Origin of the sequence: Nocardioides sambongensis, assembly GCF_006494815.1 — a bacterium.
GTDB classification, from domain to species: Bacteria; Actinomycetota; Actinomycetes; order Propionibacteriales; family Nocardioidaceae; genus Nocardioides; species Nocardioides sambongensis.
The window spans coordinates 2,451,585-2,471,836 of record NZ_CP041091.1 but is presented as its reverse complement, the minus strand read 5'-3'; the positions used below and the strand labels follow the sequence as shown (position 1 = coordinate 2,471,836).

General features: G+C 72.9%; 19 protein-coding genes. 10 read left to right on the top strand and 9 right to left on the bottom strand.

All coding sequences use genetic code 11. The features are described from left to right. Window position 1: 1 nt before the first annotated feature. The gene (locus tag FIV43_RS11640) at window positions 2-649 is read left to right on the top strand and encodes a LysE family translocator (RefSeq protein WP_141014265.1); all 648 of its coding nucleotides are present in this window, start codon (window positions 2-4) and stop codon (window positions 647-649) included. Here the strand turns inward: FIV43_RS11640 and FIV43_RS11635 are convergent. Then, window positions 634-1,242: a TetR/AcrR family transcriptional regulator gene (locus FIV43_RS11635; RefSeq protein WP_231123087.1), complete on the bottom strand. Its 609-nt coding sequence runs from the start codon at window positions 1,240-1,242 to the stop codon at window positions 634-636. The genes FIV43_RS11640 and FIV43_RS11635 overlap by 16 nt on opposite strands. 77 nt (window positions 1,243-1,319) lie before the next feature. Here FIV43_RS11635 and FIV43_RS11630 point away from each other — a divergent pair, with 77 nt between their 5' ends. Then, window positions 1,320-2,594: an oxygenase MpaB family protein gene (locus FIV43_RS11630; protein WP_141014264.1), complete on the top strand. Its 1,275-nt coding sequence runs from the start codon at window positions 1,320-1,322 to the stop codon at window positions 2,592-2,594. Between the two features lie 172 nt (window positions 2,595-2,766). Here FIV43_RS11630 and FIV43_RS11625 read toward each other — a convergent pair whose 3' ends face one another. Both FIV43_RS11625 and FIV43_RS11620 read right to left on the bottom strand, forming a co-directional pair. Next, complete coding sequence (locus tag FIV43_RS11625) at window positions 2,767-3,657, bottom strand: 3-hydroxybutyryl-CoA dehydrogenase (RefSeq protein WP_141014263.1); 891 nt, start codon at window positions 3,655-3,657, stop codon at window positions 2,767-2,769. A 127-nt stretch (window positions 3,658-3,784) separates the two neighbouring features. Next, window positions 3,785-4,186 (bottom strand): hypothetical protein, encoded by a 402-nt coding sequence (locus FIV43_RS11620; protein ID WP_141014262.1) that lies wholly within the window; start codon window positions 4,184-4,186, stop codon window positions 3,785-3,787. A gap of 174 nt (window positions 4,187-4,360) precedes the next feature. On the opposite strand from FIV43_RS11620, the gene FIV43_RS11615 reads away from it, so the two are divergent. Continuing rightward, on the top strand, window positions 4,361-4,738 hold the full coding sequence (locus FIV43_RS11615; RefSeq protein ID WP_141014261.1) for an MmcQ/YjbR family DNA-binding protein: 378 nt from the start codon (window positions 4,361-4,363) through the stop codon (window positions 4,736-4,738). A gap of 36 nt (window positions 4,739-4,774) precedes the next feature. Here FIV43_RS11615 and FIV43_RS11610 read toward each other — a convergent pair whose 3' ends face one another. Next, window positions 4,775-5,257, bottom strand: coding sequence for a MarR family winged helix-turn-helix transcriptional regulator (locus tag FIV43_RS11610; RefSeq protein WP_141014260.1), 483 nt, complete (start codon window positions 5,255-5,257; stop codon window positions 4,775-4,777). A 26-nt stretch (window positions 5,258-5,283) separates the two neighbouring features. Here FIV43_RS11610 and FIV43_RS11605 point away from each other — a divergent pair, with 26 nt between their 5' ends. From FIV43_RS11605 to FIV43_RS11595, 3 genes are all read left to right on the top strand, one after another. Next, on the top strand, window positions 5,284-6,708 hold the full coding sequence (locus FIV43_RS11605) for a chloride channel protein (protein ID WP_231123084.1): 1,425 nt from the start codon (window positions 5,284-5,286) through the stop codon (window positions 6,706-6,708). 74 nt (window positions 6,709-6,782) lie between these two features. After that, entirely contained in the window at window positions 6,783-8,813 is a 2,031-nt protein-coding gene (locus FIV43_RS11600; RefSeq protein ID WP_141014259.1) for a thioredoxin domain-containing protein, read from the top strand. Next, on the top strand, window positions 8,806-9,555 hold the full coding sequence (locus FIV43_RS11595; RefSeq protein WP_141014258.1) for a matrixin family metalloprotease: 750 nt from the start codon (window positions 8,806-8,808) through the stop codon (window positions 9,553-9,555). The genes FIV43_RS11600 and FIV43_RS11595 overlap by 8 nt, the downstream gene beginning before the upstream one ends. 39 nt (window positions 9,556-9,594) lie before the next feature. Here FIV43_RS11595 and FIV43_RS11590 read toward each other — a convergent pair whose 3' ends face one another. Beyond that, the gene (locus tag FIV43_RS11590) at window positions 9,595-10,290 is read right to left on the bottom strand and encodes a ZIP family metal transporter (protein ID WP_141014257.1); all 696 of its coding nucleotides are present in this window, start codon (window positions 10,288-10,290) and stop codon (window positions 9,595-9,597) included. A gap of 47 nt (window positions 10,291-10,337) precedes the next feature. Between FIV43_RS11590 and FIV43_RS11585 the strand changes: the two genes are divergently transcribed. Together FIV43_RS11585 and rlmC are read left to right on the top strand one after the other, a co-directional pair. Further along, window positions 10,338-11,840, top strand: coding sequence for an aldehyde dehydrogenase family protein (locus FIV43_RS11585; protein WP_141014256.1), 1,503 nt, complete (start codon window positions 10,338-10,340; stop codon window positions 11,838-11,840). Next, complete coding sequence (gene rlmC, locus FIV43_RS11580) at window positions 11,837-13,036, top strand: 23S rRNA (uracil(747)-C(5))-methyltransferase RlmC (RefSeq protein WP_141014255.1); 1,200 nt, start codon at window positions 11,837-11,839, stop codon at window positions 13,034-13,036. The genes FIV43_RS11585 and rlmC overlap by 4 nt, the downstream gene beginning before the upstream one ends. Before the next feature lie 28 nt (window positions 13,037-13,064). Here rlmC and trhA read toward each other — a convergent pair whose 3' ends face one another. Next, complete coding sequence (gene trhA / locus FIV43_RS11575) at window positions 13,065-13,793, bottom strand: PAQR family membrane homeostasis protein TrhA (RefSeq protein WP_141014254.1); 729 nt, start codon at window positions 13,791-13,793, stop codon at window positions 13,065-13,067. A 139-nt stretch (window positions 13,794-13,932) separates the two neighbouring features. Beyond that, on the bottom strand, window positions 13,933-15,189 hold the full coding sequence (locus FIV43_RS11570) for an AIM24 family protein (RefSeq protein ID WP_231123082.1): 1,257 nt from the start codon (window positions 15,187-15,189) through the stop codon (window positions 13,933-13,935). A gap of 113 nt (window positions 15,190-15,302) precedes the next feature. Here FIV43_RS11570 and FIV43_RS11560 point away from each other — a divergent pair, with 113 nt between their 5' ends. Then, entirely contained in the window at window positions 15,303-16,076 is a 774-nt protein-coding gene (locus FIV43_RS11560; protein WP_141014253.1) for an isoprenyl transferase, read from the top strand. 33 nt (window positions 16,077-16,109) lie between these two features. On the opposite strand, the gene FIV43_RS11555 is transcribed toward FIV43_RS11560, so the two are convergent. Both FIV43_RS11555 and FIV43_RS11550 read right to left on the bottom strand, forming a co-directional pair. Next, window positions 16,110-17,660, bottom strand: coding sequence for a sugar transferase (locus FIV43_RS11555; protein ID WP_196780770.1), 1,551 nt, complete (start codon window positions 17,658-17,660; stop codon window positions 16,110-16,112). 117 nt (window positions 17,661-17,777) lie between these two features. After that, entirely contained in the window at window positions 17,778-18,812 is a 1,035-nt protein-coding gene (locus FIV43_RS11550) for an LCP family protein (RefSeq protein ID WP_141014252.1), read from the bottom strand. Window positions 18,813-19,087: 275 nt separating this feature from the next. Between FIV43_RS11550 and FIV43_RS11545 the strand changes: the two genes are divergently transcribed. Beyond that, window positions 19,088-20,245 (top strand): DegT/DnrJ/EryC1/StrS family aminotransferase, encoded by a 1,158-nt coding sequence (locus tag FIV43_RS11545; RefSeq protein WP_141014251.1) that lies wholly within the window; start codon window positions 19,088-19,090, stop codon window positions 20,243-20,245. Window positions 20,246-20,252 lie beyond the last annotated feature (7 nt).

Here is a 20,252-nt window from a genome sequence, read left to right as displayed (position 1 = left end):
GATGCCGGTCAGCCCCGAGCAGCTGCTCGGCTTCGGGGTCGCCGCCCTGGTGCTGATCGTGATCCCCGGGCCGAGCGTCGTCTTCACCCTGGGCCGGGCGATCACCTACGGCCAGCGGGTCGCGCTGGCCACCGTGGTCGGCAACACCGCCGGCCTCTTCGTGGTGATGAGCCTGGTCGCGGTCGGGCTCGGTGCCGTGGTGGCGCGCTCGATCGTGGTGTTCACCGTGATCAAGCTGGTCGGCGCGGCGTACCTGGTGTGGCTCGGGATCCAGGCGATCCGGCACCGTCGCGCGCTCCGGGTCGGCGCGGCCGCGGGCGGTCCGCTGGGAGCCGGGCAGGCGGTCCGTCAGGGCTTCGTGGTCGGAGTGACCAACCCGAAGGGCTTCATGATCTTCGCGGCGCTGCTCCCGCCGTTCGTGGACCGCGGCGCGGCGGCGGCGTCGGTGCCGACGCAGATGTTCGTGCTCGGCCTGGTCGCCGTGGTGCTGGGCTTCGTCTGCGACTGCGTGTGGGCGGTGGCCGCCGGCAGCGCGCGTGACTGGTTCGTCCGCTCACCGCGACGTAGCGAAGGCCTCGGCCTGCTGGGCGGTACGTCGATGATCGGGCTCGGCGTGGGTCTGGTCTTCACCGGTCACGCGAGCAGGTAGCCGCCGACCAGCACGACCACCTCGTCGAGCACCCGGTCGCGGTCGAAGCCGGGACGGTCCAGCGACCACCGCAGCGCGACGTTCTGCACCGCCATCACCAGCACCCAGGCGGCCAGGTTGACGTCGGGGCGGCGTGAGGACTCCGGTCGCGCGGTGAGGTAGGTGACCAGCACGTCCCGGATCCGCTGCTCGAGGGCCTGACGGCGCTCCCGGTTCGCGACCTGGGGCAGCTGCTCGGTCAGCACCCGCAGCAGCGCGGGGTTGCCCTCCAGCGCCGAGAACAGCGCGTCGATGATGGAGCGCACCACGTCCGGCCCGATCGCACCGGGGCCGATCCGATCGTTGAGCGAGGCAGCGACCTGCTCGGCGACCTCGTCCCAGTAGCGGTCGATGACGATGGTGAGGATGGCGTCCTTGTCCGGGAAGTACTGGTAGAGCGATCCCGGGCTGACGCCGGCCACCGCGGCGACCCGGTTGGTCGAGAACGCGTCGTAGCCCTGCTCGGCGAGCACCATGCGTCCGGCGTCGACGATGCGCTCGACGGTCTGCCGGGAACGTTGCTGCCGGGGGCTCTTCCGCATCTCGTTCCGCATCCGGTCAGTCTTCCATCCGGGGAGCCGGGATGGAACGCGACTTGAAGACGAGCAAAGACTCGTTTCATGCTGGAGGCATGACCGCGACCGCAGATGTCCCCGGCTCGACCGCCCGCTACCCGACGCGATTCCGCGAGGCCGAGGAGCGCTCCCGCCGACTCGGACGACCCCTGCGGATCTTCGGGCGGATCGACGACTCCGGAGTCGACGAGGGGCTGATGGACCGCATCGGCCGTGGCTTCTTCGAGACCGATCGGCTCGGCGCGGGGCTGGCCGAGGCGATGCGGATGCGAGCCGGGGCGCCCGGGAGGGTCCGGATGGACGAGTTCCGCGCGGCTCTGGCGGGTGGTGTCGCGGCGGTCCCGGACCCGGCCCCGGCGCTGGTGGAGTTCTTCGAGGAGGTCGAGCGGGTCCCGGCGTGGGTGGACTGGGGGCTGGTCGACGAGGGTGCCGCGGTCTTCCGGCGCCTGGGCCAGAACGCGGCCGACGTACTGCTCCAGCTGGCGCTGATCGGCGGCTACCGGTTCGGAGGACCGATCGACCTGCTGGTGGCGACGGGAGGGTTGACCGGGGACATGACCCGGCGCCGGCTGGCCGAGACGCAGAAGTGGGGCGACAGCCTGGCCGACCCCGGAGCCCTGCGACCGCCGCGCGACGGGCGGCCCGGTGGGGAGGGGTGGCGCCTGACCGTGCACGTACGGGCGATGCACGCCCTGGTGAACGCCGGCTTCGCCGAGCAGTGGGACACCGAGCGGTGGGGTCTCCCGATCAACATGTCCGACCAGGCCTCGACCCTGGGCCTCTTCGACGGGGTCCTGATCATCGGCTGCCGCGCGCTCGGCGTCCCGGTCGACGGCCGCGACTCGCGCGCCCTGATGCACCTGTGGAAGTACGTCGGATGGCTGATGGGCGTGCACGAGGACTTCCTCGTCGACGACGAGTGGGAGCGCCACCGGATCAGCTATCACGTGCTGCTCGCCCAGGCCGGGATGTCCGACGCCGGCCCGCAGCTCACCCAGGCGATCGTGGCCGCCCAGGGACGGCGGGCCTTCCCGCGGTGGCCGGCCGCGCTGCTGCCGTGGCGCCGCCGGTTCGAGACCGAGCGGCTGCTCAGCATGCTGACCGTGTTCCTCGGGCCGGAGTCGATGCGGGAGTTCGGGCTGCCGCTGCGCCCGCCGTGGGCGCACCTCTACATCGGGGTGCTCAACACCGTCCGCTACCGCCTGGTCGCCCGCCTGCCCGGAGGGGAGCGACGCCTCCGCGCCTGGGGCAAGCGGCGCGGACGCGAGGTGGTGGAGAGCTATTTCGCAGGGGAGGCGGAGGGGCTCGGGGAGTTGCGCGGCGGTCGCTGAGAGGTCGGTCGCGCCCGGTCGAGAGGTCGCGGGCGTGCGGTCGAGAGGTCGGTCGCGCCGGGTCGAAGGGTCGGTGAGGCGCGGGCGAAGGGTCGCCGAGGAGCGGGCGAAGGGTCGCCGAGGAGCGGGCGAAGGGTCGGTGAGGCGCGGGCGGCCTCACCGACCGACGCGGTCAGCCGTAGGTGTAGAAGCCGCGCCCGGCCTTGCGGCCGAGGAGGCCGGCGTCGACCATCCGGGCCAGCAGCGGCGGGGGAGCGTAGAGGGGCTCCTTGAACTCCTCGTAGAGCGACTCGGCGACGGCCTTGGTGGTGTCCAGGCCGATCAGGTCGGCCAGCGCCAGCGGGCCCTGCGGGTGCGCGGCACCCCGGACCAGGCCGGAGTCGATGTCCTCGGCGCTGGCGAACCCGGACTCGTACATCCGGATCGCCGAGAGGATGAACGGGATCAGCAGCGCGTTGACCACGAAGCCGGCGCGGTCCTGGCAGTCGATCGCGTGCTTGCCCAGGCCGTCCTGGACGAAGGAGCGGGCGCGCTCGGTTGTCGCCTCGGCGGTCATCAGCGACGGGACGAGCTCGACGAGCGACAGCACGGGCACCGGGTTGAAGAAGTGGATGCCGAGCACCTGCTGCGGGCGCGAGGTGGCGACCGCCAGCTTCATGATCGGGATGGAGGAGGTGTTCGAGGCCAGGATCGCGTCCGGGGCGGCCACGATCTTGTCGAGTCGCGCGAACAGCTCGGTCTTGGCGTCCTCGTTCTCCACGATCGCCTCGACCACGAGGTCGCGGTCGGCGAGTGCGTCCAGGTCGGCCGAGAACCCGATGCGTCCGAGCACGCCTTCGGGGTCCTCGAGCTTGCCGCGCTGGGCGGCGCGCTGCAACGACTTCTCGATCCGGGCCCGCGCGGCGTCGGCGGCGGACTGGGTGGCTTCGGCAACGACGACCGAGCGGCCGGAGCGTGCCGCGACCTCGGCGATGCCGGATCCCATCAGTCCGCCGCCGACGACGCCGACCTTCTCCAGCCCGCCGTCGATGGTGTTGGTGGCGTCCTCGCCCGTCGCGGTCATCTGCGCATTCCTTCCGTCGTGGGCCTCCCACCGTAGTCTCAGGCCCACGACGGCCGGACGGGCCTCCCCGCCCGATCGGATCTGCCGGGTCAGGTCGGCAGGGTCAGGTCGGCTCGACGGGTCGCGCTCAGTCGAAGAGGCGCTGGTAGTAGTTGATGGTCCGGCGCATCTCGGCGAGGTCGGCGTACCACTGGTTGACCTCGGCGCGACAGCGCGCGCGACGGAAGCGCTTGTCATACTCCCCGCACTCCGCCATCGCCTCGGAATCGGTCGGCGGGTATTCGGTGGTGCCGTCCAGGCGCTGGATGGAGAAGCCGTTCGCGGCGCTGCCGGACACCTCGACGATGGTCTTGCCGGCGAGGCGGGCGGGGGCGCGGGTGTCGGTCTCGGCAACGCTCGGCACGGTCAGCGCGGCGAGCGTGCCGACCGTGGGGCCGAGTACGGCGAGCAGCGTCAGGGCGACGCGGCGCCGGCCGGTGCGCATCGGGGTGGTCGGGGTGGTCGGGGTGGTCGGACTGATGGTGGTCATGGGGTCTCCTCCCGAGACTCGGTGCCGGGCTCTCCGGCCTCGCCGACGCTAGGAAGTCCGCGGCGCTCGGATCGCGATCGCGCACGGCCCTGTGGAGGGTCGGCCCAGCGCCCGGCACTGGGGACGGCGGGTGGGCCGGATCGCGTTGTCGGTGACTCCTGGGATGCTGCGCGGATGGCTCGACGTGTGCAGCGCCCCGACGTACCGCTGGTCTGGGTGGAGAGGCTCCGCGGCATCCTTGCGGAGCTGCCGCGCTGCGAGGAGGAGGCCGCATGGACCGGGGTGCGCTGGCGGGTCGGCAACGCGACCGTGGCCCACGTCTTCGGCGGCGAGGACCAGCTCTTCCGGATCACCTTCCGGGCCGAGGCCGGTGAGGTGATGGCCTTCGCCCATCTCGGCGAGCCCTACTTCCGGGTGGGCGGCAACGCGGTCGGGATGGTTCTCGACGAGGAGACGGACTGGGTCGAGCTGACCGAGCTCCTCACCGACTCCTACTGCATCCAGGCACCCGAGCGCCTGGCGGCGCAGGTGGCGCGCCCGGGGCCGGTCTGACCAGACCGATCGGTCCGACCGTCCCGGACGAGTCAGTCACCAGCCGAGCCGGCCGGCGTCCTCGGCGGCGAGCGGTTCGCCCGCCGCCTCGGCGAATGCGAGCAGCGCCCGGACCAGGTGGCGGCGCTGTGTGGTCGGCATCTGCTCCACGATCGTCGCGATCGCCGTACGACGTCGCCGGGTGACCTCGTCGACCAGCTCCGCGCCGGAGCCGCTCAGGGTGATCGCGACCTGGCGCCGGTCCTCGTCGCTCGCGCGCCGTTCGACGAGGCCGGCGGTGGCCAACCGGTCGACGGAGCGCATCGCGGTGGAGGAGTTCACGCCGAGCCGGGTGGCCAGCTCACGCAGGGTGCTCGCACCCTGGGAGCGCAGCACCACCAGGGTGCGGAACTGGGCCAGCGAGACGGACTCCTCGACGTCGGCCAGCGATCGGGCCGAGACGCCGACCAGTGCCCGGGAGGCGGTCAGCAGCAGAGCGACGAGATCCTCGCGGTCGTCGTCGGGCGCCTTGGCTTGCATCGAGCAATCATTGCATAATGCAAGGCATGTCCGACGCTGCGCCGCCCGAACCCCCGCCCGATTCGCAGCCCGATTCGCAGCTCGGCCAGATGTCCGGCTCCTCACGGTTCGCCGAGCGATGGCAGCGGACGCTCTCCTCCGACGTCGGGATGCTCCTGCTGGCTGTCGGCGTCGGCGCGGTCGCCGCTCTCTGCGCAGTGGTCTTCCGCTGGCTCATCCTCACCTTCACCCGGCTGTTCAGCGGCTACGACGACTACGCCGCCGTCGCCGGCGAGGGTCACGGCCGTTGGGAGTCGGTCGGCCCGTGGTTCGTGGTGCTCGCCCCGGTGCTGGCCGGGCTGATCTACGGGCCGCTGGTGCACCGCTTCGCCCCGGAGGCCCGCGGGCACGGCGTGCCCGAGGTGATGGACGCCGTCGCCCGGCGCGGCGGACGGATCGCGCCGACGGTGGTCGCGGTCAAGGCACTGGCCTCGGCGCTGTGCATCGGTGGGGGCGGCTCGGTGGGCCGCGAGGGACCGATCGTGCAGATCGGTGCGGCCGCCGGCTCGACGCTGGCCCGGATCGGTCGGCTCCCGGTCGCGCGCGTGCGGCTGCTGGTCGCCTGCGGTGCGGCGGGCGGCATCGCGGCCACGTTCAACGCGCCGCTGGCCGGCGCGTTCTTCGCCGTCGAGCTGATCCTCGCCGACTTCGTCGCCCAGGCGTTCGGGATGGTGGTCGCCGCCGCGGTGACCGCGTCCGCGCTGGGCCGGGCGCTGATGGGCGACGAGCCGTTCCTCTCGCTGCCGGAGTTCCGCGTCGACCACGCGGCCCAGTACGGCCTGTTCGTGCTGCTCGGTCTGCTGGCCGGCGTCGTCGGCGTCGTCTTCGCGAAGGTCCTCTACGCCGTCGAGGACGCCTGCGACGCGCTCTGGCGCGGGCCGGAGTGGGCGCGACCGGCGGTGGGCGGACTGGCCCTGGGCCTGGTGCTTCTCCTGCTCCCGGAGATGTACGGCGTCGGCTACCCGGTCCTCGACCACGCCGCGATGGGGGACTACGCCGTCGGCTTCCTGCTGCTGCTTCTGGTCGGGAAGATGCTGGCCACCTCGTTGACCATCGGGATCGGCGGCTCCGGGGGCGTCTTCGCCCCGAGCCTGTTCATCGGGGCGATGCTCGGGGCCGCTTTCGGAGCGGTGATGCACCAGCTGGTGCCCTCGGTCGCCGGCTCGGTCGGCGCCTACGCCCTGGTCGGGATGGGCGCGGTCTTCGCTGGCGCCGCCCGCGCCCCGATCACCGCGGTGATCATCCTGTTCGAGCTGACCGGGCAGTACTCGATCATCCTCCCGCTGATGGCCGCGATCGTGATCGCCACGGGCGTCAGCCACCGGCTCTCGGGGGAGACGATCTACAGCCTCAAGCTGGTGCGTCGCGGGGTCGTGCTGCCACGGCGCGAGACGGTGCTCGACGTCGGCTGATGCGAACGGGGACCCGGCGCGCGGGCGCCGGAGGTGCCGGTCACCCACGCCCGCCGGCGTGCCACGCTGGTGCCATGGCCAACCGGCTCGACGCAGCGACCAGCCCCTACCTCCTCCAGCACAAGGACAACCCCGTCGACTGGTGGGAGTGGGGGCCGGACGCCTTCGCCGAGGCGCGCCAGCGCAACGTCCCGGTGCTGCTGTCCGTCGGGTACGCCGCCTGCCACTGGTGCCACGTGATGGCGCACGAGTCGTTCGAGGACGAGGCCACGGCCGCACAGATGAACGCGGACTACGTGTGCATCAAGGTGGACCGTGAGGAGCGGCCGGACGTGGACGCGCTCTACATGCAGGCGACCACCGCGATGACCGGCAACGGCGGGTGGCCGATGACCGTGGTGGTCGACCACGACGGCGCGCCGTTCTTCGCCGGCACCTACTTCCCGGACCGACCCCGGCACGGGCAGCCCGCCTTCCGTCAGGTCCTGGCTGCGTTGTCCCAGGCGTGGCGGGAGCGCGGCGAGGACGTACGGGCCACCGCCGGCCGCGTGGCCGAGCACCTGGCGCGGGAGGTGACCCTGCCGTCGTACCCGATCGATGCGGGACGGATCGGGGCGGCGGTGGAGGCGCTGGCCGGCGACTTCGACCCGATGGCCGGCGGGTTCGGCGACGCGCCCAAGTTCCCACCCACGATGGTGCTGGAGTTCCTGCGGCGCGCGGTGGCGACGCCCGGGCTGCTCGACGACGAGCGGCGGCGTCAAGCGGCGCACATGCTCGCCCGCACCACCGCGGCGATGGCGGGCAGCGGCATGTACGACCAGGTCGGCGGCGGGTTCGCCCGTTACGCGGTGGACCGCGGGTGGGTGGTGCCGCACTTCGAGAAGATGCTCTACGACAACGCTCAGCTCGTCGGGCTCTACGCCCGCCTCGGCACCGAGGACGGCGAGCGTGTGGCCGTCGAGACGGCCGACTTCCTGCTCCGGGAGCTGCGCACCCCGGAGGGTGGTTTCGCCTCGGCGCTCGACGCCGACAGTCCGGTCTCGGCCGGTGGTCCGAGTCGTGAGGGCGCGTTCTACGCCTGGACGCCGTCGCAGCTGACCGACGCCCTCGGGGAGGAGCGTGGCTGGTGGGCGGCCGAGCTGTTCGGCGTCACCAACGAGGGCACCTTCGAGGAGGGTGCGTCCACCCTCCAGCTGCGGCACCGGCCGAACGGCGCCGACGACCTGCGACGGCTGGCCGAGGTCCGTGCCCGACTCCGCGACGCGCGCGAGCAGCGGCCCCGGCCCGCCCGCGACGACAAGGTGGTCGCCGCCTGGAACGGGCTCGCGATCAGCGGCCTGTGCGACGTCGGTCGGCGCACCCGGCGACCGGAGTACGTCGACGCGGCCCTCGCCGCCGCCGAGCTGCTCGAGCGGGTGCACCTGCAGCCGGGAGGGCGGCTGCTGCGCGTCTCCCGCGACGGTGCCGCCGGTCAGCACGCCGGTGTGCTGGAGGACTACGGGTGTGTCGCCTCGGGCTTCCTCTCCCTGGCCGCGGCGACCGGCGACCCGCGCTGGTTGCGGCACGCGACCGCGCTGCTGGACACCGCGCTGACCGGCTTCGCGGCACCGGACGGCGGCTTCTACGACACCCACGCCGACGCCGAGGCGCTGCTGGCCCGCCCGCGCGACCCCGGCGACAACGCCTCGCCCAGCGGCTTCTCCAGCCTGGTGCACGCGCTGGTCGAGGCGCATGCGCTGACCAGCGAGGGTCGTTTCCGCGACGCGGCCGAACGGGCGCTGGCCACCGCGTCGCTGCTCGCCGAGAAGGCGCCGCGGTTCGCCGGGTGGAGCCTGGCCGCGGCCGTCACGCTGCTCGACGGACCGCTCGAGGTCGCGATCGTCGGCCCCGCCGGGGCCGACCGGGACGCCCTGGAGCGGCGGGCGCTGCGGCTGCCCGGCGCGGTGGTGATCACCGCGGAAGGCCCGGTGGACGGGATCGGCCTGCTCCAGGGGCGCACGGCGGTCGACGGGCGGGCGGCGGCGTACGTGTGCCGGGGACAGGTCTGCGAGCGGCCGGTCACCTCACCCGACGAGCTGCCCGACGGCGGTTGGGCCGATGGGTGATCGGTGGCGCTCCGGCCTGGTCCTGCTGCTGAGCGTCGTGCTCTTCGCCGGCGTCGTCCTCTTCGCGCCGGGCAGCAACCTCTCGGCGGTACGTCGGCTCCTCGGCCTCCAGGCACCCCTGGGCATCCCCGCCAACGTCCCCGACGAGGGCACCTACGCCTTCTTCGCCACCCAGCCCGGCGACCCCGCCGAGCCGGTCGCCTGGGACCCGTGCCGCGAGATCCACTACGAGGTCAACCCCGACGGCGGACCGGCCGATGCGGTCCAGGTCGTCGCCGAGGCCCTCGACGAGGCGTCCTCGATCAGCGGTCTGCAGTTCGCCTACGACGGCGAGACCGACCGCCGTCCCGTCTGGGAGTCCCGCTTCGTGCCCGGGTTCGGGCGGGCCGAACCGGTGCTGTTCGCCTGGTCGGACGAGGACGAGGTGGCCGAGCTGGGTGGTGACGTCGTCGGGCTCGGCGGCGCCGGCTCGATCGAGGAGTCCGGCGGGTGGAGCCGCTACGTCACCGGAGCGGTCACCCTGGACACCGACGACCGCGCCGACCTCGCGGCCGCGGGCAGCGGCGTCGACCCCGATGCCGTGCGGCGTGCCACGCTGCTGCACGAGATCGGTCACCTGCTCGGCCTCGACCACGTCGACTCGGTGAACGAGCTGATGCATCCCTCCAACGGCCGCCTGCTCGACTACGCCGCCGGCGACCGGGCGGGCCTGGCCGCGCTCGGATCGGGGCGGTGCGGCTGAGCGTCGTCCAGCGGTCGAGACGCTCAGCCGCCCCGATGCTCAGCCACCCAGCGCGAACGCGGTGAGGAAGCCGAGCGCGGTGGCGATCCCGACCCACCAGCCGCCGTCGCGGTAGGCGGTCGGCATCAGCGAGTCGGCCAGCACCGCGATGGTGGCACCGCCGGCGACCGCCTGGGTCGCCGCGATGGTGCCGGTCGAGATCGTGGTGGACAACGCCTCGGCCGCCGGCACGGTCAGCGCCAGGGCCACCGCGGTCGCGGTCCACATCGCCATCCCGCGCCGCGGTCCGATCGCGTGGTCCTCGCGCATCGAGGCCGCGCCGGCGACCGCCTCGGGCATGTTGCCGACCGCGATGGCGACCAGCAGCACCAGCCCACCCTCGGTGAGGGAGACGCCGAGGGCGATGTTCTCCGGGACCCCGTCGAGCAGCGCCCCGAGCATCAGCGCGGGTCCGAGGGCCGCGGGACCGAGCCGGGTCTCGACCAGGCGGTCGGCGACGACGTACACCAGGGTGCCGGCCATCAGCGCCATGCCGGCGGGGAGCAGGCCGAGCTCGTCGAAGGCCGGCTGGAACAGCTCGGTCGAGACCGCGGCGAGCATGGTGCCGGCGCCGAACGCCATCAGCGCGGCCAGCAGCCAGCGGGGCAGGTCGTAGCGCAGGCCGACGGCAGCACCGATCAGCAGCGGGAGCGCGGTGCCGATCCCGTAGAGCCACGGCTCGAGCGCGGAGTTCACCGGCCCACCCTATTCAGCGACGCGCGCTGTCGGAGTAGGTTCGGAGGGTGACCAGCACCGATGCCGCCGCACCGACCTCCAACGCCAGCTTCGACTCGCTCGACCCCGCCACCGGTGAGGTGGTCGGCACCCACCCGATCACGGGTGAGCAGGAGGTCCGTGACGCCGTCGAGCGGGCCCGCCGGGAGGCCACCTGGTGGGAGTCCCTCGGGTTCACCGGCCGCAAGAAGCAGCTCGCGCTGTGGCGCGGGGTGATCGCCCGGCGGATGCCGGAGCTGGCCGACCTGACGACCGCCGAGACCGGCAAGCCGACCGGGGACGCACTGCTCGAGATCTCCCTGGGCGTCGACCACCTGCACTGGGCAGCCGCGCACGCCGGCAAGGTGCTCGGCCGGCGCAGCGTCTCGCCTGGCCTCCTGATGGTCAACCAGGCCGCCAGCGTCGGCTACCGCCCGCTCGGCGTGATCGGCGTGATCGGGCCCTGGAACTACCCGGTCTTCACCCCCCTCGGCTCGATCGCCTACGCGCTCGCCGCCGGCAACGCGGTCGTCTTCAAGCCCAGCGAGTACACCCCCGGTGTCGGGCGCTGGCTGGCCGACACCTTCCTCGAGGCGGTCGGTCGCCCGGTGCTCCAGGTCGTCACCGGGTACGGCGAGACCGGCTCCGCGCTGTGCCGCGCAGGTGTCGACAAGGTGGCCTTCACCGGCTCGACCGCGACCGGCAAGCGGGTGATGGCCGCGTGCGCGGAGACGCTCACCCCGGTCGTGATCGAGGCCGGCGGGAAGGACGCGCTGCTGGTCGACTCCGACGCCGACCTGACCGAGGCAGCCGAGGCCGCGCTGTGGGGTGCCTGCGGCAACGCCGGCCAGACCTGCGCCGGCGTCGAGCGGGTCTACGTGCACGAGCGGGTCTACGACGCGTTCCTCACCGAGATCGTCGACCAGGCGCGTCAGCTCCGGTCCGGACCGGGGGAGCAGGTCGGGCCGATCACCATGCCGAAGCAGATGGACGTGATCCGCCGCCACATCGACGACGCGCTGGCCGGCGGCGGACGGGCGCTCGTCGGAGGCCCGGACGCGGTCGGTGAGCGCTACGTGCAGCCGACGGTGCTGGTCGACGTCCCCGAGGACTCCTCGACCCAGCAGGAGGAGACCTTCGGGCCGACCGTGACCGTCGCCAAGGTCCGGGACATGGACGAGGCGGTGCGGCTGGCCAACGGCACCCGCTACGCACTGGGCTCCACGGTCTTCTCCGCCAAGCGCGGCATGGAGATCGCCGAGCGGCTCCGGGCCGGGATGACCGCGATCAACTCGGTGATCTCCTTCGCCGGGATCCCGACCCTGCCCTTCGGCGGCGTCGGCGACTCCGGCTTCGGGAGGATCCACGGGGCCGACGGACTCCGTGAGTTCACCTACCCCCACGCCATCGCCCGGCAGCGCTTCAAGCCGGCGATGGCGCTGACCACCTTCGCGCGCACGGAGAAGTCCGAGCAGCAGTTGATGAAGGTGGTCGGCGCCCTCTACGGCCGTGCCGGCAAGGACAAGTCCTGAACGCTCGGGTCAGCACGGGCACCCTCGACTGTGCCCACCACCGGGCCGGCGAGTGCCGGTCCTGCACCTGGCTCACCACCCCGTACGACGACCAGCTGGCCGCCAAGGACACCGCAGCCCGCACGGCCGTCGCGTCAGCCTCCGACGCCGCGACCGCCTGGCTGGCACCCCGGCCCAGCGCGCCCGCCGGGTTCCGCAACAAGGCGAAGATGGTGGTCACCGGCACGGTCGCCGACCCGGTGCTCGGGATCCTCGGCCCCCGCGGGGGGAGCCGGTCCGTGGGCGCCGGTGGGGTCGACCTGCAGGACTGTCCGCTGCACACGCCCGGGATCCAGGAGGCGCTCCCGGCGCTGGCCGCGTTCGTCACCCGGGCGGCGCTCGAGCCCTACGACATCGCCACGCGGCGCGGCGAGCTCAAGCACGTGCTGGTCACCGAGTCGCCCGACGGCGAGCTGATGGTGCGGTGGGTGCTGCGTTCGACCGAGGCGCAGGCCCGGATCCGCAAGCACCTCGACGGGCTGCACGAGCAGCTGCCGGCGCTGCGGGTGGTCACCCTGAACGTGCAGCCGGCCCACGCCGCTCTGCTGGAGGGTGAGCGGGAGATCGTCCTCACCGAGCAGGCGACCCTGCCGATGCGCCTCGGCGACCACACGCTCCACCTGGGGCCGCGCAGCTTCTTCCAGACCAACACCGCGGTCGCCGCCGCGCTCTACGCCCGGGCCCGGGACTGGATCGCGGACGCGGCGCCGGCCACGCTCTGGGACCTCTACTGCGGGGTCGGCGGGTTCGCCCTGCACGCCGCGGCCCCGGACCGCGCCGTGACCGGCGTCGAGATCAGCGGCGACGCCGTCGCGGGCGCCGAGCGCAGCAGGGACGAGGCGGCGGCCCGGGGCCGCCCGCTCGGGCGGTTGCGGTTCCTCGCGGCCGACGCGACGTCGTACGCGATCGGGAGCGGGGTGGAGCAGCGTCCCGAGATGGTGGTGGTCAACCCGCCGCGACGCGGGCTGGGGTCCGACCTGGCCGACTGGCTGGAGGGGTCCGGCGTGCCGCAGGTGCTCTACTCCAGCTGCAACCTGGTCACGCTGGGTCGGGATCTGGAGCGGATGGGCGCCTACCGGGTGGCCCGGGGACAGACGTTCGACATGTTCCCGCAGACCGCGCACGCGGAGGTGCTGGTGCTGCTCGGGCGGCGCTGACGCCGCCGGGCTCAGCCGGCGACCACGCTCACCGCAGCGAGTAGGTGGCCATCGAGACGCCGACGTAGTGCACGATGAAGGCGGCCACGGTGAAGCCGTGGAAGATCTCGTGGAAGCCGAAGGTGCGCGGCCAGGGGTTGGGCCACTGGGTGCCGTAGACCACGCCGCCGGCGGTGTAGAGCGCGCCACCCACGCAGATCAGCACGAAGATCGCGATGCCGATGCCGAGGCCCAGCTCGAGCGCGCCGTCGAAGAACGCGGGGATGAAGAAGATCGCGGCCCAGCCGAGCGCGATGTAGATCGGCGCGGACATCCACCGTGGTGCGCCGGGCCAGAACAGCTTGAACGCGATGCCGAGCAGGGCGCCGGTCCAGACCACCGAGAGCATCACCACGCGGGAGGTGCCCTCGAGCAGGATCAGCGCGAACGGCGTGTAGGAGCCGGCGATGAAGAGGAAGATGTTGGAGTGGTCGAAGTTCTTCAGCAACCGCCACATCCGCGGTGACCACGTCCCCCGGTGGTAGGTCGCCGAGACTCCGAACAGCAGCAGCGCGGAGACGACGTACAGCGCCGAACCGACGCGGGTGGCCGCGGTCGGGGAGAGCGCGATCAGCACGATCCCGGCGGCCAGGACCAGCGGGGTGCTTGCCAGGTGCAGCCAGCCGCGCAGCTTCGGCTTGACCTCGGCGATCGTCTCGTGGATCTGTTCGAGGCCAGCACGAACGCTGTCACCCGCGTTCTGGAAGGCCTGGTTCATGGTGTTCAGGCTACAGAAGTGTTGTTACATCCGATGAGCGGACGCTGAGCGTTCCCTGAACTGGGGGAGGCCCGCGCCGGGCTCGGCCCCGCCTCCTGGGGCGGGGCCGACCGGCGACTCGTGCGCCCGGGCGTTCGCGTCAGTGGGTGTGCGGAGCGACGACCCCACCCTCCGCGGGCTGCACGATCACGAAGCCGTGGCCGCTGAACGCGACCTGGAAGGCCTCGCCCGAGCCGCGACCGACCAGTGAGCCGGCGGTGAAGGTGGAGCGGATCGAGGTCTGCAGCTGGGTCGACCAGGCCACCAACGCGTTGGCGTCGGCGAAGGTCGGCGCGTCCGCGGCGTTGAGCACCACCGGCTCGCCGTCGGTGGTGACCGCGACCCAGCCGGTGCCGCGCAACGTCGTGTTGAACAGCCCACCGGCCGCCATCGACCCGCCCTTGACCCGCTCCACGTTCCAGTCCAAGGAGGCGGAGAAGGCCAGCACGCTCTTCCCGTTGATGGAGAGCCCGGCGTTGGTGAGCCGGAGGATGTGCACGTGCTTGGCGCTGTCGGCGAAGAACACGTCCCCGCGCCCGTCGACCCGCATCAGGGAGAGTCCCTCGCCGGTGAACGCCTTCTTCAGGAACTTGCCGGCGCCGCCGCCCTGGTAGGCGAAGTTGACGTCGCCCTGGTAGGAGACCATCGCCCCCTGCTTGGCCATGAACGGCTCGGTGATCCGCACCCGCAGGAGGCGGTTGTTCTGCAGTACGGCGCCCTCGCCGCCGACCTCGCTGTAGCGACCGTCGATCAGGTCGCCGGTGATCCCGCCGAACTCGGCGGACGGGACCGCGGCGCCGGGCTGTGCCGGGTGGTGCTGCGGAGCCGCCTGCGGAGGTGCCGCCTGCTGCGGCGTGTAGGCGGGCGGCTGCGCGCTCGCCGGCGCCTGGGCGACATAGGCCCGGGTCACGGCCTGCTCGGCGGGCTGCTCGGCGGGCTGCTCGGCGGGCTGGGCCGCGGCCGGGTGCGCGACCTGGGTCATCCCAGCGAAGGGCGCGTCCGCAGGCTCCTCGGCCGGAGCGTCGTCGGCCAGGGCGTCGTCGGCCAGAGCGTCGTCGCCCGGGGAGTCATCGGCCTGGGCGTCGGTCGGGGCGTCGTCGCTCAGCAGGTCGCCGGAGGAGGACTCGTCGGTCGCCGCCCCGGTGTCGGCCGCAGCCTCGGTGCCGCCGGACTCAGCGCCCGCTCCCGGGCCGAGCAGCGGGTCCGCGCTCACCTCACCGTTGTCGGCGACGTGGTCGGTCCACTGGGACCCGTCCCAGTAGCGCATCTCGTGGCGGCCGGTCGGGTCCGGGTGCCAGGCGGCAGGGTTCATCGTCGTACCTTCCTCGGGTGGGGTGCGCGGACGCGCGCTGTCCATCGTTGCAGGGTGCCCAGCACCGGCGGAAGCAATCCACGGGCGGAAGGCATCCGGCGCCGACCCGAGTGATCGGGTCTCCCGTGCGGAGGTGACCGGATCGCTACGATCGGGGGGTGGTCGATTGGAAGCGCGGGGTCCGCAAGGTGCTGTATCCCGCCTACGAGGCGCGCATGGTGCGGCGCCTGCCGGACAGTCTGCCGCAGCACGTCGGTGTGATGCTCGACGGAAATCGGCGGTGGGCCAAGGCCGTGGGCCGGGACACCGCGCACGGCCACCGCGCCGGGGCCGCCAACATCGAGCCGCTGCTGACCTGGTGCGACGAGATCGGCATCCAGGTGGTCACCCTGTGGCTGCTCTCCACCGACAACCTCAACCGCCCGGCCGCGGAGCTCGAGCCGCTGCTGGACATCATCGGCGACGCCGTCGATTCCCTCGCCGACCAGCAGCGTTGGCGGCTGCACCCGGTGGGTGCGCTCGACCTGCTGCCGGCCGCCACCGCCGAGCGGCTCAAGGCCGCCGCGGACCGGACCAGCGAGATCGACGGGATCCTGGTCAACATCGCGGTCGGCTACGGCGGACGCCGGGAGATCGCGGACGCGGTCCGCTCGCTGATCAACGAGGCGGCCGCGAAGGGGACCTCGATGAGCGAGCTGGCCGAATCGATCGACGTGGAGGCGATCTCCGAGCACCTCTACACCAAGGGCCAGCCGGACCCGGACCTGGTGATCCGCACCTCCGGCGAGCAGCGGCTCGGCGGGTTCCTGCTCTGGCAGAGCGCGAAGTCGGAGTTCTACTTCTGCGAGGCGTACTGGCCGGACTTCCGCCGGGTCGACTTCCTGCGCGCCATCCGCGCCTACGCCCAGCGCGAGCGCCGCTTCGGAGCCTGATCCGGGCGTCCCCGGCGAAGCCAGGGATCGGGATCAGTACGCCCCGCGGTGGCTCAGCACGGCGCCGACCGTGCGCGCCACGATCCGTGCGTCGAGGCGCAGCGACCAGTTGTCCACGTAGGCCAGGTCCAGCCGGACCGACTCCTCCCAGCTGAGGTCGGAGCGACCGGAGACCTGCCACAGGCCGGTCAGCCCGGGCTTGACCGCGAGCCGCCGGCGTGGGTCGTGCTCGTACTGCGCCACCTCCTGCGGCAGCGCCGGCCGCGGGCCGACCAGCGACATGTCGCCACGGACCACGTTGATCAGCTGAGGCAGCTCGTCCAACGAGTAGCGCCGCAGCACCGCGCCCACCCGGGTCACCCGGGGGTCGCAGCGCATCTTGAACAGCACGCCCGATCCCTCGTCGCGGTCGCTGAGACTCGACTTCTCCCGCTCCGCGGTGGTGCTCATGGTGCGGTACTTCAGCATCACGAACTCCCGCCCGTTGCGGCCCACCCGGACCTGGCGGAACAGCGCTGGGCCGGTCGAGTCCCTCCGTACGGCGACGGCGAGTCCGACCAGCACCGGCAGCATCGCCAGCAGGGCCAGCGTCGCCAGCGCCCGCTCGCCGAGGTCCTTGGCGACCCGGACCAGTCCTCGCTCCGGAAGCGAGCGCACGTGCAGCAGGCGCAGGCCGGCCACGCGGGTCAGGGCGGTGCGTGCCGGGTCCGTGTCCAGCAGGCCGGTGCCCAGGAAGAGCTGTGTGCCGGACGGCTCCAGTGCCCAGCCCAGGCGCTGCACCTCGCGCGGGTCCGCCCCGGTCCCGGGCACCACGAGGACGGCGTCCGCGGCGCTCGTCCGGGCCAGGTCGGTGATCGACGACCAGCCGTGCTGCACCGGAAGCCCGGCGAGACCTTCGGCCTGGTGGGGGGTGAGGCCGGCGGGGTCGAGGGGCTGCGGATCGAGGCTGCACACCGCGACCGGGGCGAACGTGTGGGGGGCACGGGCCAGCTCGTCGAGCGTGGCCGCCACCTGCGCCGCGGAGCCGGCCACGAGCACGCGCTGCGGTCGCGGCGGGATGCGCTCGGTGAGCGCCCCGACGGCCGAGACGGCGGTGAGCGTCGCGGTCAGGGCGACCAGCAGCGCGGGCTGCACCGGATGGCCCAGCAGGGACTCCACCCGGCTGCCGAGCAGCGCCTGGAGCACCCAGCAGCCCAGACCGTAGACGGCACCGGCGCGGACCACGCTGCGTGCCTGGAGGCGAGCAGTGCCGGGGACGTTGCGCAGTCGCCGGCGCCCGGTCAGGTCCAGCACGACGGGCCAGCTGACCGCGACGGCGACCGCCATGACCGGGTCGATCGAGCCGGCGGCGAGAGCCAGCAGCAGCAGACCCAGGGCGACCGCGGTCGCATCGGGGAGCCGGTGACGAGCGCGCTCGGCGACGGCGACCAGGGCCGACCAGCCGGTGGTGGTGCCGCGGTGCCGGCGGGCGCCGGGGACGAGGAGCTCGCCGGCCGCACCGCCCAGTGCGGCGTTGACGTCACCGGTCACGTCGCCAGGCAGCATGTCGCTGCTCGACGGGAACGTCAGCGTCGGCGTCGTCATCCTTCAATCCCCCGGGTCCGTCGGTCGTTGTTCCACCTTCGGCGGCCACCGCGCTGCCTTGCATGCCGCATTTGAGGCAACCGCGCAGGGTCGCCAGGGCGCCGGGCGCCGGCGCCTTCACCGGACCACCTCCGGCGTCGCACGCTGCTGCTGGGCGGCCAGCCACTGCTGCCCGCGGTCCCGGCGCAGCTCGCGCCACATGTCCCGCCCCAGGTCCCGGTCGAGGTGCACCACGCTCTGCCCCCGGACGTACCCGAATCCGGTGACGGGTGCGGTGAGGAAGGTGATGTCGGCGCTGCGCAGGTCGCGCAGCGAGAGCGCGAACGAGGCGATCTCGCGCAACGACCAGGTCTCGTCGACCGACACGTGCTGGAGCAGGTCCTGCACCACCTCGCCGAGCATGGCGGGGTTGGACCGCATCTCGGTGTGGAGCAGCGACCGGACCATGGTGCGGACGACGGCCTGTTGGCGACGTACCCGGTCCAGGTCGCCCTCGGGCAGGCCGTAGCGCTGACCGACGTAGTCCAGCGCATCCTCGCCGTCGAGGTGGTGTTCTCCCGCGCGCCACACCCGGTCGCGGGCCCGGTCCCGCACGGTGGCCGGGACCGTCACGTCGATGCCGCCGGCCTGATCGACGAGCGCGGCGAACCCGGTCCAGTCGACGAGTGCGACGTGGTCGATGCGGGTGCCGGTGAGGTCTTCGATGGTCTCCACCGTCAGCGGCAGCCCGCCCCACGAGTAGGACGCATTGACCTTCGCACGACCGTGGCCCGGGACCTGCACCCAGCTGTCCCGCGGGATCGAGACCACCTGCACGGTGCGCCGGTCGGCGCTCACATGGACCACCATCAGCGTGTCCGCACGCTGCTCGCCGGGGAGCCAGGACTCCGCGAGCGCGTCGGTCCCTGTGGTCGCCACGTCCGAGCGTCGGTCGGTGCCGACGAGCAGGATGTTCATCGCCTCGCCCGCCGTGCCTTCCGCCCGCGGTGGACGGTCGGTGAGCCCGGCGAAGGCCGGCTCGGTGCGGTGCACCTCGGGGACCCGGCTGTGCGCCCAGGCAAGTCCGGTGGCAAGGCCGCCGGCGGCCACCGCGGCGCAGACCATCATCCCGAGCAGGGCGGTGAGGTCGTGGCGGGCGTCGTGACTGAGCATGCGACGAGGGTCGGGTCGCCGTCCGGACCTGCGGACCGGGTTCGGGTGGGGTTACCCAGAAGTGGTCACCGGACCGGTCGGCGCAGCGGGCGGGGAGCCGCGGGGGCTCCCCGATATCGGTGATCGCGGGCCGCCGGGGGGTCGGCCGCGTGATTCCGGGGTCGATGCTGAGCCGGTCGGGCCGGGCGAAGGAGGCGATGGTGATCGCACGCACGGCCCGACGTCCATCGAGAAGGGACGACCATGATGGATTCCGAGCCTTGTGAGGCGCACGCATGAAGCGCATCCACGTGATGCAGTCATGGCTCGGGGAGGAGGAGATCGAGGCCGTCCGGGAGGTCCTGGAGTCCGGGTGGGTGGCCCAGGGGCCGCGCGTGGCCGAGTTCGAGGAGCAGTTCGCCGAGGCCCAGCAGATCAACCACGCGGTGGCCACCTCCAGCTGCACCGCCGCCTTGCACCTGGCGCTCGTGGTCGCCGGGGTCCCACCGGACGCGGACGTGGTGGTGCCGTCGTACTCGTTCATCGCGACCGCGAACGCCCCGACCTACCTGGGTGCGCGTCCGGTCTTCTGCGATGTCGACCCGGTCACCGGCAACGTCACCGCCGAGACCGTGGAGGCGGTGCTGACGCCGCGGACGGCCGCGGTGATCGCGGTTGACCAGGGGGGTGTCCCGGTCGACCTCGCGCCGTTGCGCGCGCTGTGCGACCCGATGGCGATCCCGGTGATCGAGGACGCCGCCTGCGCGGCCGGCTCCCTCTACGAGGGGCAGCCGGTCGGCGCCAAGGCCGAGGCGGCGGCCTGGTCGTTCCATCCGCACAAGATCCTCACCACCGGTGAGGGCGGGATGCTCACCACCAGCAACGCGGCATGGGCGGTGCGCTCGCGTCGGCTGCGCGAGCACGCACTGTCGAGCTCCGCCGGCGATCGGCACGGGGCGACGTCGACCGGGGCCGAGGAGTATCCGGAGATCGGCTTCAACTACCGGATGACCGACCTCCAGGCCGCCGTCGGCCTGGTCCAGCTCGGCCGCCTCGAGCAGGTGGTACGACGCCGCCGCGAGCTCGCCGCGGTCTACTCGGCGTCGATCGCCGGCATCCCCGGGCTGCGGGCGGTGGCCGATCCTCCGCACGGTCGCACCAATTTCCAGTCGTTCTGGGTCGAGGTGGGGGAGGAGTATCCGCTGAGCCGCGACCAGCTGCTGGCGACCCTGGCCGAGGTCGGCGTCTCGGCGCGGCGCGGGATCATGGCGGCGCACCTGGAGCCGGCCTACGCCGCCCCGGGCGGCCCACCGCTGCCGGCCACCGAGCACCTGACCCGGACGACGTTGATCCTGCCGCTGTTCCATCAGATGCTCCCGGCGCAGCAGCGTCGGGTGATCGACGTGCTGCACGCCCCGCTCGACATCCGGCGCCGGCGCGCTGCCTCGCGCTGAGCGCGGT